The sequence below is a fragment of the Dyadobacter sp. CY261 genome (assembly GCF_021440085.1).
Taxonomy (GTDB): Bacteria; Bacteroidota; Bacteroidia; order Cytophagales; family Spirosomataceae; genus Dyadobacter.
This window is the reverse complement of sequence record NZ_JAKCPW010000007.1, coordinates 165,199-180,876: the sequence shown is the minus strand read 5'-3', so window position 1 is coordinate 180,876 and position 15,678 is coordinate 165,199. Positions and strand designations below refer to the sequence as shown.

The 15,678-nt window shown below is 46.9% G+C and carries 20 protein-coding genes; 15 read left to right on the top strand and 5 right to left on the bottom strand.

Going from position 1 to position 15,678, the window contains the following annotated elements; all coding sequences use genetic code 11:
• Positions 1 to 26: 26 nt before the first annotated feature.
• Positions 27 to 2,459, bottom strand: a complete 2,433-nt coding sequence (locus tag LZD49_RS20355) for an outer membrane beta-barrel family protein (protein WP_234669416.1) — start codon at positions 2,457 to 2,459, stop codon at positions 27 to 29.
• Positions 2,460 to 2,572: 113 nt separating this feature from the next.
• Positions 2,573 to 2,890, bottom strand: coding sequence for a hypothetical protein (locus LZD49_RS20350; RefSeq protein ID WP_234669415.1), 318 nt, complete (start codon positions 2,888 to 2,890; stop codon positions 2,573 to 2,575).
• A 114-nt stretch (positions 2,891 to 3,004) separates the two neighbouring features.
• On the opposite strand from LZD49_RS20350, the gene LZD49_RS20345 reads away from it, so the two are divergent.
• The 4 genes from LZD49_RS20345 (at position 3,005) to LZD49_RS20330 (ending at position 6,143) form a co-directional block, all read left to right on the top strand.
• Entirely contained in the window at positions 3,005 to 3,562 is a 558-nt protein-coding gene (locus LZD49_RS20345; protein WP_234669414.1) for an RNA polymerase sigma factor, read from the top strand.
• Complete coding sequence (locus tag LZD49_RS20340) at positions 3,559 to 3,978, top strand: hypothetical protein (RefSeq protein WP_234669413.1); 420 nt, start codon at positions 3,559 to 3,561, stop codon at positions 3,976 to 3,978. Before LZD49_RS20345 ends, LZD49_RS20340 begins: the two co-directional genes overlap by 4 nt.
• Before the next feature lie 173 nt (positions 3,979 to 4,151).
• Positions 4,152 to 5,189, top strand: coding sequence for a hypothetical protein (locus LZD49_RS20335; RefSeq protein ID WP_234669412.1), 1,038 nt, complete (start codon positions 4,152 to 4,154; stop codon positions 5,187 to 5,189).
• A 168-nt stretch (positions 5,190 to 5,357) separates the two neighbouring features.
• Positions 5,358 to 6,143 carry a TlpA disulfide reductase family protein gene (locus tag LZD49_RS20330; protein ID WP_234669411.1) on the top strand — a complete coding sequence of 262 codons (786 nt, stop codon included), beginning with the start codon at positions 5,358 to 5,360 and terminating at the stop codon, positions 6,141 to 6,143.
• Positions 6,144 to 6,440: 297 nt separating this feature from the next.
• Here LZD49_RS20330 and LZD49_RS20325 read toward each other — a convergent pair whose 3' ends face one another.
• Both LZD49_RS20325 and LZD49_RS20320 read right to left on the bottom strand, forming a co-directional pair.
• Complete coding sequence (locus LZD49_RS20325; RefSeq protein ID WP_234669410.1) at positions 6,441 to 7,088, bottom strand: ankyrin repeat domain-containing protein; 648 nt, start codon at positions 7,086 to 7,088, stop codon at positions 6,441 to 6,443.
• Positions 7,089 to 7,199: 111 nt separating this feature from the next.
• Positions 7,200 to 7,628 (bottom strand): hypothetical protein, encoded by a 429-nt coding sequence (locus LZD49_RS20320; RefSeq protein ID WP_234669409.1) that lies wholly within the window; start codon positions 7,626 to 7,628, stop codon positions 7,200 to 7,202.
• 170 nt (positions 7,629 to 7,798) lie between these two features.
• On the opposite strand from LZD49_RS20320, the gene LZD49_RS20315 reads away from it, so the two are divergent.
• The 4 genes from LZD49_RS20315 to LZD49_RS20300 are packed head-to-tail and all read left to right on the top strand — an operon-like array spanning position 7,799 to position 9,465.
• Positions 7,799 to 8,095: a sigma-70 family RNA polymerase sigma factor gene (locus tag LZD49_RS20315; protein WP_234669408.1), complete on the top strand. Its 297-nt coding sequence runs from the start codon at positions 7,799 to 7,801 to the stop codon at positions 8,093 to 8,095.
• 40 nt (positions 8,096 to 8,135) lie between these two features.
• Positions 8,136 to 8,294 carry an RNA polymerase sigma factor gene (locus tag LZD49_RS20310; RefSeq protein WP_234669407.1) on the top strand — a complete coding sequence of 53 codons (159 nt, stop codon included), beginning with the start codon at positions 8,136 to 8,138 and terminating at the stop codon, positions 8,292 to 8,294.
• A complete protein-coding gene (locus LZD49_RS20305; RefSeq protein WP_234669406.1) occupies positions 8,278 to 8,925 on the top strand; it encodes a hypothetical protein in 648 nt (215 codons plus the stop codon). The genes LZD49_RS20310 and LZD49_RS20305 overlap by 17 nt, the downstream gene beginning before the upstream one ends.
• A gap of 36 nt (positions 8,926 to 8,961) precedes the next feature.
• On the top strand, positions 8,962 to 9,465 hold the full coding sequence (locus LZD49_RS20300) for a hypothetical protein (protein ID WP_234669405.1): 504 nt from the start codon (positions 8,962 to 8,964) through the stop codon (positions 9,463 to 9,465).
• A gap of 12 nt (positions 9,466 to 9,477) precedes the next feature.
• On the opposite strand, the gene LZD49_RS20295 is transcribed toward LZD49_RS20300, so the two are convergent.
• On the bottom strand, positions 9,478 to 9,897 hold the full coding sequence (locus LZD49_RS20295) for a hypothetical protein (RefSeq protein ID WP_234669404.1): 420 nt from the start codon (positions 9,895 to 9,897) through the stop codon (positions 9,478 to 9,480).
• Between the two features lie 296 nt (positions 9,898 to 10,193).
• Here LZD49_RS20295 and LZD49_RS20290 point away from each other — a divergent pair, with 296 nt between their 5' ends.
• From LZD49_RS20290 to LZD49_RS20260, 7 genes are all read left to right on the top strand, one after another.
• On the top strand, positions 10,194 to 10,526 hold the full coding sequence (locus tag LZD49_RS20290; RefSeq protein WP_234669403.1) for a helix-turn-helix transcriptional regulator: 333 nt from the start codon (positions 10,194 to 10,196) through the stop codon (positions 10,524 to 10,526).
• A gap of 56 nt (positions 10,527 to 10,582) precedes the next feature.
• Positions 10,583 to 11,134, top strand: coding sequence for a DUF6428 family protein (locus LZD49_RS20285; RefSeq protein WP_234669402.1), 552 nt, complete (start codon positions 10,583 to 10,585; stop codon positions 11,132 to 11,134).
• A gap of 16 nt (positions 11,135 to 11,150) precedes the next feature.
• A complete protein-coding gene (arsN2, locus tag LZD49_RS20280; RefSeq protein WP_234669401.1) occupies positions 11,151 to 11,600 on the top strand; it encodes an arsenic resistance N-acetyltransferase ArsN2 in 450 nt (149 codons plus the stop codon).
• Positions 11,597 to 12,646 carry an ACR3 family arsenite efflux transporter gene (gene arsB, locus LZD49_RS20275; RefSeq protein WP_234669400.1) on the top strand — a complete coding sequence of 350 codons (1,050 nt, stop codon included), beginning with the start codon at positions 11,597 to 11,599 and terminating at the stop codon, positions 12,644 to 12,646. Before arsN2 ends, arsB begins: the two co-directional genes overlap by 4 nt.
• Before the next feature lie 11 nt (positions 12,647 to 12,657).
• Positions 12,658 to 13,434, top strand: coding sequence for a metallophosphoesterase (locus tag LZD49_RS20270; RefSeq protein WP_234669399.1), 777 nt, complete (start codon positions 12,658 to 12,660; stop codon positions 13,432 to 13,434).
• A 92-nt stretch (positions 13,435 to 13,526) separates the two neighbouring features.
• The gene (locus tag LZD49_RS20265) at positions 13,527 to 14,165 is read left to right on the top strand and encodes a hypothetical protein (RefSeq protein ID WP_234669398.1); all 639 of its coding nucleotides are present in this window, start codon (positions 13,527 to 13,529) and stop codon (positions 14,163 to 14,165) included.
• 517 nt (positions 14,166 to 14,682) lie between these two features.
• A complete protein-coding gene (locus LZD49_RS20260) occupies positions 14,683 to 15,651 on the top strand; it encodes a proline dehydrogenase family protein (protein ID WP_234669397.1) in 969 nt (322 codons plus the stop codon).
• The last annotated feature ends 27 nt before the right edge of the window (positions 15,652 to 15,678 follow it).

Here is a 15,678-nt window from a genome sequence, read left to right as displayed (position 1 = left end):
TCGGCCGATCGCCTCCCCAATGTTGGCTATTTATTGATATCATCGTTTTTAATTCCTCGCTTATTCTTTTTAATCGCATCTTTCAGCCTGCCAAAGTTATAAGTGAGGTTGATGTTGAACGAACGAAAATAGTCCCTGCTACTGCGGTACTGGGTGAATGTTGTCCCGACCGCCCGAACCGCGTTGGTCCGGTAGGTAGTAAACGGGTTGGCGACCATGACAGACAACGATAGCTTTCCTTCGATGATCTCTTTTGTGACACCGAACGATGATGCAAGCAGGCCATTGGCCTTTTCCTGCGGGGACCTGAAACTGCGGCTCACCGGATTCAGACTGGCGTTGATTCTCCATCCTTTTCCTAACCGATATGCCGTGGACAGCGTAACGTTGTATTGAACGATCCGGGTACTTATTCGCGACGGCGGGTTGCCCACGGCTGCAGATATAAAGGTGAGCATACCGTTGACATTGATATCCCAGTTTTTGGTGACGGGATACCGGGTACTCAATGAAAAGTCAACCGCATCGCCCGAGCCGGTGTTTTCGTAGGTACTACGGCTGATATTGGCAGAAGAATCAAACCTTGTAATGCGAAAATCAATGTTGCGCACAAATGTGTAGTCCAGACCTAGATTCAGCGAAACCTTTGCCGACACGCCATAGCTTAGCTGAATGCGGTTGAAAGTATATGGACGCAAGTTCGGGTTACCGCTCGTTTCCACATTGGGGTTTGAACGGTCGACGAAAGGGTTAAGACGTTGGATACTGGGTCTGGATATCTGCCGGACAAAGCCGATCTTTACCATTCCATTATTTTTTAGTTTGCGGCTTACAGCCAGTGAAGGTATGACATTGGTATAACGCTGAGCGACCGTGGAATTGGTTGAAAGGAAATCAGCCTTGATCAACGTCTGCTCTACTCTCACACCGGCACGCAAACCCCAGTTACCCAGTGCGTATTCATAGGAGTTGTAAGCACTCAACACATCCTGGTTGTAACTGAACCGATTGCTTAGGTCAGGATCCATTTCGAACTGGCCGTCGTTGAACGAGCGGTACTCAAAATTACTGTTGTTCCGGCGCAGAATGGCCTTTAAACCAATCTCAGCATTGACCTTTTTGACAGGCGAAACATAGTCGAGCTGAAACGACTGCTCGTCAAAACGCTGGTCATTCAGCTGCTGGTAGTCAGGAGATTCATAATTCCTCCTATTAGTCAATGCAACCTGGTCATGCTGGTCATCATCATAGCCATAATACCGATAAGATATCGTCAAGAGCCGGTCCTTGCCTGCCTTAAAACCCAGCTGATAGTTAAATGCAGCGTCGAACGAACTTCCCGACAAGGCGTTAGCTGCATTCAGGTCGTAACCTTGCAATGCACCTGCGTCGAGCAATGACCTTTGGCTGACGGTTGCCCGTGTCCGGCTACCGTTGATGTTAAGCTGGCCCGTTAGTAAATGCCGGTCGTTGATTTCATAACTTACTTCATAGCCAAGGTACCCGCTTCGCTGCCTGGACCGTCTTTTTCCAGCCTGATTAAGCATGGTCGGCTCCGGGCCAGGTGTCACCCGGTCGAGTTCGTTATCCGTTAACGGTATCCTGTATAGGCTTGCGCCGCCCAGTACAGATATGCCAAGCTTCCCCCTTTGGGCCGACACGGATCCACCCAGCCCAGGCCCACCTACCGGAAAACGTTCGCTAAGGGTTATCGAGCCCTTAACGCCATTTTCGAGGCTTTTGCTGGTAACAATGTTGATAATACCGGCCATTCCTTCCGCATCGTATTTGGCAGGCGGATTGGTGATGACTTCAATCCGCACAATACTTGAAGCAGGCATGGTGCGCAGGACATCTTTGGGGTTTCGCTCGACCAAACCGGAGGGCCTGCCATTAATAAACACCCGGTAGTTACGGCTGCCTTTCAGCAAAATGTTCTCATCTCCGTCCAGCGATAAGAACGGCACCTTACGCATCATTTCCAATGCATTGTACACCTTGCTGTCGGGATCAGCCTGCAAATCATAGGTAAGCCGGTCGATTTGCTGGGTAACAATGGGCCTGGCGGCTTTCACGAGCACTTCTGTTAAGCCGATCGCCTGGGGGACCAATAAAACAACACCCAGATCACGTCCCATACCGACACTATCGTTCAGAATAATGGGCATTATGACTGTCTTATAGCCAACCATCGTCAACACCAGCGAGTATACTCCCGGCTTGATATCCGCTAACAAGAAGGAGCCGTCGGCTTTCGAATAATCAGCTTTCATTGTTTGACTACTATCGGAAATCAGCGATACCGTGACAAATTCCAGTGCTTGCTGCGAGGTGGAATCGGCCACTTTGCCTGAAAGCCTGTATTCAGTTGACGCAATCTGACCGCGGCAGGTTATAGGCCATGCCAGCACTGTGGATATTATGATAAAAGCCAGTATGGCTAGTTGTTTTGTTTTCATAGCTATGATAGTGATTGTGATAAAAGCCGTTTCGATGAGGCACAGAAGCCCTGTGTCAGCGCTTTGCGAGGACTGGTGAGAAACTGGAAAATTGCGGTGGGTTATACTGCCGGTCAGCGCCTTGGCATGCGCAACATGTAATGGTAGGTCAGAAAGCCGATGGCAAGAAAAATCGCCTCGACGCCGTACGGCAAAGGCGACTCATTTAATTTAAAAGGTAAAAATTCGATCACAACCAGACCGATACCTCCGAACAGACTTAAGACGCCCCATTTGAGCGGTTCCGGCGGTCCGAAAGACGCCAGACTTTTCAGAAATTCCAATGCATTATCGTCAATAGGCCCTGAATCCAAAACTTGTTTGCGAAGGAAGAAATTAAATATTGCCGAAATGACGTAGGCAATTGCTATAAATAAGACGATCCCGCCCATAAGATTCGATGTTAGATTGCTTAATGGCCAGTAGACGGGCGCTACCGCTGAGAGGTTGCAATATATTTGCCTTTATTTCTGCAACTTTTGGAAGCAAGCCCCCGTCTACTGCGCATGTTCAATGAAAAGGAGGTCGTCCTGAAGATACAACATGGGGATATCAAAGCTTTTGCGTTACTGGTCAATCAGTACGAACGGCTGGTCTTTCACGTGGTTCACCGGCTGACCCTGGATCAGGCTGACGCCGAAGATATTTGCCAGGATGTATTCCTGAAAGTCCACAATCATTTGAAGATGTTTGCCTTTCAGTCGAAGTTATCCACCTGGATAGCCCGCATTGCTTACCTGACTGCGATAGACTATCTGAGAAAGTACCGAAAAATGAGAACTTCCGAGCTTACTGACGACCTGGAACACTTTCATCTTACAACCGTGACACCCGAGCAGGTGCTGGCCGAAAAGGACATAACCCATTATGTACATCAATTGATTGCACAGCTGCCGCTTCAATACAGAACAGTCTTAACCTTATATCACCTGGATGAGTTTTCATATCCGGAGATAGAACTGATTACAGGTATGCCGGAAGGAACTGTAAAAAACTATCTTTTCCGTGCCCGAAAACTGCTTAAAGAAAGCGTTGAACTTTATCTTAAACACGAAAATAAATGAATGAACGGGACAAACGTATCCAGGCATGGCTGGATCTTAATTCACCGGCACCTTTGGATTCAGATAATGCCACAAAAGAAGATTTGAAGGCCTACGAACTGGTTTTTGGTGCACTGAACAAAGAACCCGCCAAGGGCTTGTCCTACGGGCTTTCATTCCGGGTGGAACGGCTTATTTTCAAGAAAAAGCAGCAGGCAAGGCAAAAATTGCTCTATATGCTGCTTAGCCTGGTAGCCCTCCTGCTGATCATCGGCGCAGCATTCATTTGGCAACATCCATCGATTGCCAACCTGCCACAAATACTTCCCGGCACCTATCTCTGGCCACTTTGTTTTGGAACGGGCACAGCGCTATTGATCCAATTTCTGGAATACAGGCGTTTGAGAAAGAAGTGGTTAGCCAGCTCGATGGATTGATGCAGGAGAACGTGCCGCAGGAAATGCCGGGATGAGAACTGGTCAGAAACAGTTGCTCCGGCTGTAAATTCAAATGTGGTAGCGTAAAATAATTTCGCATCTTGTGTCATATCCATGCAGCGAGACCTCACAATTATGTGTAGGTTGGATGATTAAACCAATTATCCGACGATATGAAAAGAAGTAGTCTTGCTATTGCTTTGTTGCTGGTTGCATTCATTCAGGGATGTTCTCTTCAGGACCACGTTATACCTGAGCCTGGTATGCTCCCGGATGCGATCAAAAATACCATTGATGAACGTTATCCCGGGCATACCGAACTGGATCCATCCGTACTTGAAAAGGACAAAGTGTATCTGATCCGGTTCAGCCAGCATGGGGTACCATTTACGCTTATCTCCAACCGGAGCGATATTCTGGAAGCCCAACGAAAGGTAAATGGTGATTTGTCGGATTCCTTGAAGGCATTATTTGATGGAACAAGCGTTCAGGGGGGCACTTTCTTCAACGTGCGCGTTGCAGACGACCTGTTTCAGTCGGCTCCGGCATTTCCTCAGTATAATTTTGCCGATTATCAGCTCAATGGAGTAACCTATACCGCGAAAATAGTCGGTAAATATCCGCAGTTGATGGACCACATCGAGCATGTTTACCAGACACGCCATATCGACGACCTTCCCGACAAGATCAAGCAGTTTGTAAGCGATCGAAATACGCCGAACCCTGCCGCAATAGCCGCATTGCCGCTGCTCAACGACACCGATAAGGGTCACCTGTCCTCAAAGAATGAATTGCAGTTTGTGCAGGCAACAGTAACGATCCTTCATGGCGGCAAACGGTATTACGAGGTGGCGGTGACGTATTACGGCATGACACAGCTGCCGCTCCTGTTTGATGAAAATGGCGATCTGGTCTGGACTTCGTCATTCAATTTCCTCGAACGCTGGGAGAACCTGACTGCACCGACGTCGTTTGATACCAACCTGTCGTCCGGAGATATCGATGATTTAAAAAGCAGGTTCAGTCCGTCGGATCTGATCACCGGGTTCGATGCAAAGCAGCAGTTCGATTCGTGGAAGAACCGGTTCGCCAATGTCGATTCGTACAGCCTCGTCCTGGAACATACCTTGCCGGATACGAGGAAGGAATCGTGGACATTACGCTATGGCGCAGCTAAAAATGTGCTTTTGAAGAACTATTATGTCAATTAAAAACGCAACGGGATTCCTTTGAAGGCGTATGTCCAGCAACTGCATCAATGACTTTCCTAAAAAACCGGCTCCCCGGACAATTGCCGGGGAGCCGATTTTTGGAGCACCAGACGTGAGTGCATCAAAAATAATTGGGGTTAATCATGCATCGATCAATCAATTAATACCATGAAGCTGCCGATCAACGCAATTCTTGCTATGCTCACCATCCTGATATTGTCCTGTTCAGGCGACAGCACAAAATTGGGAAAACAGGTCGCGGGCACGGAAAAATTGCTCTCCGACTTTCCGCATTGGTGGGATTACCATTCCAAAAACATCAAGTTTTACAAGCATTTCACACCTTTCGATACCGATGCACAAGTGATTCCGCTGGACTCGTTTATGCAGAAATATAGCACAGGCGAATATGCGGTTTTGAAATACACCCAGGAGGATACAGCCATTCAGTATCAACTTAAAAAGTTAGACGTCGACACGGAGGAAACCATCCGCAACCAGCTTCGTGCGACGGCCTACAGTGATTTCGCAGATTTTCTCAAAATTGGCAAACCGCTGCAAGGCTTCGGATACAAAACGATCGATGGCCAGATTTTCGACGCGGCGACTACCGGCAACAAATTCGTCGTTATGAAATTCTGGTTTATCGGATGCCTGCCCTGCATTGCTGAAATGCCCGAGCTGAATGAGATTGTGGCAAGTAACCGCGCGCGAAAAGATGTGGTATTTCTGAGCATCGCCATGGATCCACGGAGCGCATTGCAGAAGTTTCTGAAAAATAGAAAATTCGATTATGCTGTTGTTGGCGATAAGAAGAGTTACCTGAACGACACCCTGAACATTAATGCATATCCCACGCACATGCTCATCGATAAACATGGTCGCGTTGCAGGCGTATGTAGCAATGTGAACGACTTGAAGGAAATGTTAGCCGCCCATGCTATTTCCCATTGATATAACCACTTTCCTGCATTGAACCGATTAAAATGCCTTCTGTAATTCTGCACAGGTATTTCAATCCATTATGCACTATCTATGCACAAAAACCAGCTTATGTCGAAACTGATTCCTTGTCGTGCCTGCAACCAGCCCGTCTCCCGGACGGCTGAGTTTTGCCCTAATTGCGGAGAAAAAGAGCCGAACCAAACCGTATTTAGAATTCAGTCCATATTTACAACCGTCATCTTTTTCATCGCACTGATATTTATTCTGTATCAATGCATTTCGTAGTCGTCTGGTTATTGCTTTTGACTAATGAATGCCAGGAACCCCATCGTAAACCAGTAAACGCAACGCGTCGGCATCCCGTAAGTGCCAGCTTCCCCAAGATATAGGGGTATCGCCGTTTGCATCTTTCGCTGAAGGGTTGGCGCCCGCATCTAATAACATTTTGATAATCGTCGTGCTTCCGTACGCTGCGGACCTGTGTAGTGGAGTCTCCCCTTTGAGATAAGCGTCACGCATGAAGCAGAGAGTTGTCTCACCTGGGAATGTTTTTTTATTTACATCAATGCCCGCCGCTATTAAAATCCGCACAATGTCCTCCCGCTCGTGCATTTCACTTCTTTTAGAAATGGTGTAATGCAAGGCATTCTCTCCGGTCTTTGTGAATGAGAAATTTACGTCCTCACCTTTATCCAATAGCCATTTTACCGAATTCGGTTTCCCATTGTACGCCGCATTACAAAGTAGGTTAGCATCCTCATATGCAACTTTGGCTCCCAACTCGTGAAATAAATCCAATGCCGTTATATTACCTTCCCACGCAGCGGTAAACATCGCAAAATTGCCCCATTGATCAGTATGGTTTATATCTGCTCCCAAGTTGACCATTCTTTCGACAGTCTTCAGATCACCAGCAGCCGCTGCCATTAACATCTGCTTGTTCAAATTATCCATAGGTATCAGGTTTTTGACAATGCCTTGAAAAACAAGTCAAGCCTTTCCAACATCCCGTGTTTCGTATTGCGTTCTCAGAGGGAAAGCGCCAGAGTACACTGTTAATTTACGCTACTTTTCCCGAACATACCAGGTATAGCTTCCATCGCACTCTATTGCCAGCACGTTTGGGTCCGACATTGGCGTGGTTATTTTCATTTCCATGCAAGGATTACATAGAACTAGACTACAATCGGCAGGATCCACAGTGGCTGCTGGTTTCGGAATAAACTCTTTACCATTGAACAAATACTTTGAAGGCGAGCAGCATCGCTGTCTACCTTGTTCATCAGCAATGACACCGTCATGACGTATCACCATGATAATTGTTTCATCTTTTAACACCGATTCAGTAATTAATGAATCCCCCACTGTCCGGCTGTAAGCAGTTACCTTCCATTTGCCTACAATGGAGGCAATTTCCGGTACCGGTTCCAGATCATTCGTCTTGCATTGACCAAACGCAATCAAGACTAAAATAAATAGCGATACTTTATTCATAATTCACTGATTTTTAATAGCAAGATGCCCGCCAAGCGCAAACAGTTGTAACCGGGAAACAAATAAAAAATTTCCTTGCGGGTGTAATGTTTTTCAAAATCGGCCACTAATAACACAAGGTCGCACTCAAAAAACGCATCGGGCATTGCGGCCAGAGCAATACAAACCAGGTGAGTACAGATTTTTACCACATATCGATTTCACCCTTTGCCGCCATCATCATCAAGATCTGTCGGGCGTATACTAATTCGCAGGAGGATTTTGAGGACTATTACCAGGAGGTTTGTCTGCAAATTTGGCGAACCAGGGATAACTTCCACGATCAATGCAAATGGTCAACCTGGGTTTACCGCATTTCGCTTAACGTGTGCCTGACACTGCTCAAAAAGAAGAAAAGCAATGGCCGAACGTTTTTCACATCGGATGTTTTACCGGATATGATCATTACGGAAAACCGGGCGTTTTGAGGACGAATCTCTCAACCAATTGTATGCTGCCATAAAATGCTTGTCGGAAGTCGACAGGGCGGTGATCCTGCTCTATTTGGACGAAAAGACTTATCAGGAAATTGCCGAAATTCTGGACACAAATGCGAACAATATTGGTGTCCGGGTGAACAGAATCAGGGAGCGTTTAAAAAAGATACTCGATGAAAAATTCGATTGAGGCCATTTGGAAGGAGGGCTTTCTGAATGAGACCAGCCTGGTTGCGCCCAAAATTAATGATTTATACAATCAGAAATCGAAGCACCTGGTTGACAAAATGGAAAGGATGTTCAGGATCAATTTGGTTGTGATTATTGGCACGGCCATTGTTTTCCCCTTGATATATTACGTGCTGGATGCCGTTTGGGAAGGTGCTGCCGGATCTTTATTACTGTTGCTAACGGCATGGTACAACAAAAGGCAAATAGATAGCATCAAATCTTTGGATCAGGGAGCAACCAGTCTGGAATATCTCAAATCTTTGGATCGATGGCTAAGGGACGTCTTCCTGAAAAGTGAAAAAATAGCCCGTTTCTCTTATCCGCTCTATTATCTGATTGCGATCAGTACAATATGGTCTGCCTGGAATAACCAGGGTCTGAACCTGAAAATACGTCACAGATTTCCGGACCTGCTAATTATCGGGGATATCTCATTGATAGCACTGCTGTTCGCAGGATTGACAATCCTGCTGATGTTCTATTTTTCAGCTAAGATTTACAGATGGGAAGTGCGCTTGATGTATGGGCGTGTGCTCGATAAACTGAAAGAAACGATCGCCGAAATGGAAAAATTGAAACAGGGTTTATAGTCAGATACATTACCTAATCAAAACAATAGCAAGATCATGGCAGACTATCAAGCAAAATCGACCAGCTCCTTGTCGTTTGATTTGACTCAAAACGGCGGATTAATTGGCAAACTTTCTTACAAAAGTTGGTTTACCTTCCATGCATTAGTTGAAATGGCAAATCATCCAACCTATCAACTTGAACCCAAAGGTTTTTGGGGCACAACCATTGAGTTAAAAGAAGCCGACAACCGGTTGCTAACCTTCACAATGAATTGGGACGGGGACATTGTTCTGCAAACCTATTTTAACAGGCAGGAGAAAGGCTACCTTTTTAAGCACCGGGGTATTTTCAAGGAATCGTTTGTACTTATTGACCAGGACAGCAATGAGCTTTTAGTAATGAAACCTGAACTGAAATGGAAAAACCTGACCTATGACTACCAGCTCACTACCGCTGACCGCTTTGAGTCGCTCGCCAGGAAGGAACTTTTTTTGTTGACTTGTCTGCATTGCGCCAACTATTATGTGTTCATGATTGCAAATGTTGCGGGTGCGTAACAAACTTGAATTTCAACCGATCGTGCGCCCGAGCATGTTACCTCGGGTCATTACATCAACAAATGAATCGCCACGAAGCACTGTATCCAGTGCCCGTTGTTGCTCGGTGAGTTGAGCATTAGTCGCCAGGATTCCATTTACACCAACTGCCAGATAATCGAACAGTTTCTGCTCATCGTGCCTGAACTGCGAATAAACCAGAAATTTAGCTTTCCCGGCCAGGGCCTTTACCCGCAGAAACTTCTTGCCTAGCCGTCCAACCGAGCGTGGGGCGTAAATAATAAGGTCGGGGCTTGCGCCCGATTGTAAGTATGCGGTAAGATCCTCACAGCCGACTTCATTGACTGCCGCGTCCAAATACGAATCGGATAAGAGTCGTTTAATGCCGGTAAGTTTCAGGTTTCGACCTGTTACAAGTAGTATTGTTCTCATAGGTGAATTTTATAGTATCAAAGGGCGCTGGTAATTTAAATTTTGTAAAGAAAAAATTCAACTTTTCAAGTAACGCTATGGTATAGCTGGCCCCTGGGAAAATGCGCCAAAAGACTATCAATCCCTTAAATTAGAAGCGTAGACCACTTTATGACCAAAAGTGCGTAGCGAAAATTCGACATTAAATCATATTAATTTTAGAAACTACTTCGTTCAAAAAGGGCCGTTTGATCAAATCACACAAGAAAAATTCATCGTAATATTGCAATTAATAACTTGTCTCCTATATTTGCAGCATGGGAGTTACGAAAACCGAAATATTCACTGAGCAGCAAAACCGGATCGCGGATCTGGCCAAAGCGTTCTCACATCCGGCCAGGGTTGCGATCCTGCAACTGCTGATCGCCAGAAAGTCCTGTGTTTGTGGAGACCTGGTCGATGAGCTCGAACTTGCCCAAGCCACAGTTTCCCAACATTTGAAAGAGCTGAAACGGATCGGCATCATTCACGGTGAAATCAATCCACCGCGGGTTTGCTATTGCATTAACCCAATTGTGTGGTCAGAAGCACAACAAGCATTTGGAACATTGCTGGACACCTTTACACTTACCACCTCCTGCTGTAACTAGGCAGGGTGTTTTTTTGAGCAAATTAATCGTAATATTACATTTAACCAATAGAAACCATGAGCCAACCGAGTCCGATGACATGGGGTGATTTCAAAAACACCCTCGAACAAAATCCAGATTTACACCTTCAATTCCAATACGAAGAAGGCAGGTTTGTCGATAGTTCTTACCACATCACCGAAATCAAGCAAGCCCCGATTGTCTCTGTGGACTGCGGCGGGCAAATGAACAGCTGGACAGAAGTAATTGTCCAACTCTGGGAGCCTTCTGTAAAAGCGGCAGACCGTTCCATGAAAGTGGGTAAGGCACTAAAAATCGTGAACCTGGTTGAGAAAACCTTGCCCCTGAACCCCAATGCAACCGTTAAGATCGAATTTGGAAATTCAAAGTTCGATACACGGCAAATGTATCCTGGTGAGTTTATTGCCGACGGTGAAGCATTCACGGTTAACCTTGTTCCGGACTTCACACAATGCAAGGCGCTCACCCGCAACCAAAGCTGTGGCACAACGTCAGCAGAAGCATCATGCTGTGCCCCTGCAAAACAAGAACTGGAATTAGTTACCTCGGATGGAGCCAGCTGCCAGCCTGGCTCCGGATGCTGCTAAGCAACCAACAAACACGATGACACTACAAATTGAAAATGCCCGGCCGGAAGAAAAAGAGTTGGTGATCAGCTTGCTCAAAGAAGCTGACCTTCTTACCGAAGATCTGCCAAATGGCCTGCCCGATTTCCTTTTGGCCAAAGAGGGCGGGGTTCTTGTTGGTGTCGCCGGCCTAGAACTGTTAGGATCCCTTGGCTTGCTGCGTTCGGTCGCTGTCAGTCCTTCTCATCAAGGCCAAGGTATTGCCGGCCAAATGGTTGAACAGCTTCTAGTCAATGCTGACCAGCAGGGATTACAAGCAGTTTATCTGATCACAAACACAGCAGTCCATTATTTTGACCGGTATGGTTTCATGCCTGTGGATCGCGAGCAAGTTCCGGAAGCAATTCAGCAAACCCGGCAGTTTAGCGGCCTTTGCCCTTCATCCGCTGTCGTCATGAAACGGAATTTAAAGCATCAAACCGCATGAATAACCCACGTCTTTCTTTTTTAGACCACTATCTGACCCTGTGGATCTTTCTTGCCATGCTGCTCGGCGTGTCAATCGGCTATTTTTTGCCTGGGACACCTGATTTCATCAACCAGTTTAATTCAGGTTCAACCGGTGCGCCGGGCGTCAATGTTCCACTCGCTATTGGCCTTGTACTGATGATGTACCCACCCCTGGCCAAGGTGCGTTATGCGGAGCTGCCAAAGGTGTTTAATAACACTAAAATCCTGGGGCTATCCCTGGTTCAAAATTGGATTATCGGGCCGCTGCTGATGTTTGGCCTGGCCGTGATTTTTTTGCCAGATAAGCCAGAATATATGACCGGGCTGATCATGATCGGCATTGCCCGCTGCATTGCGATGGTCATTGTCTGGAATGACCTGGCGAATGGCGACCGCCTGTATGCGGCAGGACTTGTTGCATTCAACAGCATTTTTCAAGTCTTGTTTTATTCGGTGTACGCCTATGTGTTCGTAACGGTTTTGCCACCTCTTTTCGGACTGAAAGGTTTTGATGTAAATATTACCATCGGCCAGGTCGCCCAGAGCGTTTTTATTTACCTGGGCATCCCCTTTTTGGCCGGTATTATTTCCCGGATTGTATTAAGCACGCTTTTTAGCAAAGACTGGTACGAGAAAAAATTCCTTCCGGCCATCAGTCCGATTACTTTAATTGCCTTGCTTTTCACGATTGTGGTGATGTTCAGTTTGAAAGGGCAGCTGATTGTGAGCATACCATTTGATGTCCTGCGCATTGCGCTTCCGCTGACGATCTATTTTGCGATCATGTTTTTCTCGGCTTTCTATTTGTCCAAGCGTGCAGGTGCGGATTATGCCAAATCGACTTCCCTGGCCTTCACTGCGGCAGGTAACAATTTTGAGCTCGGGATCGCGGTCGCTATCGCAGTATTCGGGATTGATTCCGGGGCGGCATTCGCTGCGGTGATCGGCCCGCTAATTGAAGTGCCTGTATTGATCCTGATGGTCAATTTCGCACTGAAACAACAGCACAAGTTTTCCAATTAACTAATTATTAAATGAGAATTGCCCTTTTTTCAGACATTCACGCCAACCTTCCGGCATTGGAGGCGTTTTTCAAAGATGTTGAAACCAGAGATACGGACGCTATCTATTGTTTGGGTGATCTGGTCGGTTATAACATCTGGCCCAATGAAGTTATCGACCTGATCAGAAAGCGGGGAATCCCTACCATTGCCGGCAATTACGACTTCGGGATCGGAAAAAGCAGCGACGACTGCGGCTGCGCTTACAAAACAGATGATGAAAAAGAGAACGGTAAAGTATCGATTGCCTTTACAAATGAAATCATCAAAGACGAGCAGCGGGCTTACCTGCGTACGCTGCCGGCACACATCCGTTTGGACTTCCAGCTGAACGACAAGCCCCTTTCGGTGCTTCTGGTGCACGGCAGCCCCCGCCGGATCAACGAATACCTTTTTGAAGACCGCGACGAAAAAAGCACTCTGCGGATTATGGAGCAGGCCAGTGCAGATGTGATGCTTTTTGGTCATACCCACAAACCTTACCACAGGGTGCTCGATTCAACACAAGCCGACGGCACCCATCATTTCCGCCACGCGATCAACATTGGATCGATAGGTAAACCAAAGGATGGCGATCCCAGGGGCGGATATGTAATCCTTCATATTAATGCAGATACATCAACATCAAGCAAAGAAGGTATTACGGTAGAATTTATACGCTTTGAATATGATGTTGAAAAAGCGGCCAAAGCGGTGGAAAACAGCATCCTTCCCAATGCCTATGCAGAATCATTACGGTTGGCAAAATGAACCCTTCCGTTTTGCGCAGTTTGCATCCTGCGGCATGGATGTTTTAAGGAAAGGAGCATTAACTAGCTTTATTCATCAAACTTATTTGTGTTATGTCCAAGACAGTCATAGGAATTTTCGAATATGAAAGTGATGCGCAAAATGCACAAAGTTACCTGCTCGCAAACGGCTTTGGGGAAGGCAATGTGGATTTTAAAACCGCCTCATACAAGGCGGGAGATAGTCCTTCGTCCGACGAAACGGATGACAGCTTTTTTGAAACAGTCGCTAATTTCTTTAAAGAATTGTTTAATGTAGATCATGACGAGACTGAACGCTACATCGAGGCAGGCAAACGGGGAACGATCGTCACGGTCCATGCCGCGAGTGCAGACGAGGCGGTGGCTGCCGCCCATATTATGGATGAGTACGGCGCTATCGATGTGACCAACAGCAGGTTTAATCCGCAGCCAGGCCAGGAATATGAAGATCCGATTGTCAATCCCCCCAGTGTCTCGAATGGTGAGGAAGCAACCCCCAAAAGTGTAGAGGCACGCGGGTTGTACCTAAAAAGCCGGATCATTGACCGGCCGTTACCGCATGAACGTCGCCTTCGCCACCAGCCCTACGCTGCTGGCGGTCCCGCAGGTACAGACCCCGAGCAGCAGGCAACAGAGCTAAACCAAACAATCGCTCAACGCGATGCGTTGATCAATGAAATAATTGATAACGACGAAACGAGGGTAAAGTAATATCAAAAAACCGCGGCTAGTTGAGCTAGTCGCGGTCTCATCTGAATGAAAGTTCCTCCAAGTGCGGCAATCTTACGAAAGTCGTACTGAATAAATCGGCTTTTGAATTCTGGGGCGCTTTCCCCCTTTTGTCGGATGCAGGCGGCTATTACCACTTTCACTGTCTTTCACAGCAAACGGATTTGTGCTAATATATACCTGGTCTGAGTTTGGATTTGAATTGAATTCCATTGCTTTAAATTTGTTGAGATGAAGTTATTTGCTGAACTACATATTTCGGATTAAAAATCATGCCAAAAGAGTCGTTGGCCCGCAGCTCCGTTATGCCAGCCACGCTACGATCAGCTTTTAGTAACCGGCAATGATTTCGTGCCGCTGACCGCCGGGAAAGACGTTACTTTGTTTCTCAATATGACTTTTAACGAGATTACTTCCAACGAGACACTGGTGACCCTATAACCCAGGTTCCCGCTGTTCCCGGCCAGACAAGCATTTCATCACCAATCCACTCAAAGCCATGACCAATCTCAACGCCGAAACCGAGTTCGTTAACCTGATGACGGTAGGCTCGGCTGCACTTCGAAAAGCAGCGGTCAGCGATCAGGCCAAGCAGTACATTCTTGGCAACAACACACTATACCAACTGTTTAGCAAAGCCGCTCACAGATATGTCGCCGGTGAAACGCTGGAAGATGCCATAGCGCGCGCTGCGCATTACAATCGGCAAGGGCTTGCCGCATCCATCGAATTTATGGGCGAGAATGTGGGGAATGAGCAGGAAGCGGTCACAGCAACCGGCGAGTTTCTGGCAATTTGCGAAAACATTGCGAGCAACGGGCTAACGTCCAGTGTGTCGCTGGATCTGTCGCATATTGGTCTGGCGCTTTCCCGGGAGCTCTGTCAGCGGCATTTGGATCAAATCTGTCAGAAGGCGAAAGAGTCGGGTATCGAAGTGATGATCAGCGCGGAAGATGCCGGGAAAACCGATGATGTGCTTGACATGTACCTTGGCGCGGCAGGCCGCCATGAAAACCTGGGGATCACCTTGCAGGCATATCTGCACCGGACGAAGGAGGATTTCAAAAAAGTAGTCGAAAAACCGAATCGCATCCGGCTTGTCAAAGGCGCATTTCAGACGGAAGAAGGCCTGTCGCTACCGCGCGGGGCCGAGCTGAATCGGACATACCTGGGTTACCTGGACTTGCTGCTAACAAACCACCATAAATGCTCGATTGCAACGCATGACCCGCTCATTCAGCAAGAAGCAGGCAAACTGATTTCGCAGCACCAAATGCCGGGCCATTTATATGAATTTGAAAGCTTGCTGGGGATTGCCACCAACCAACTGAACGAGCTAATGCAGTCGGGCCATCCGGCCAAAATTTACATTGTGTATGGCCACGAGTGGTATTTGTACTTGTGCAACCGCATCGCGGAGAATCCGATGAGCATATTTCTTGCCTTAGAGGATATGGTACAAAATTGAATTATAAGGGACAAATGAGATCAGGTT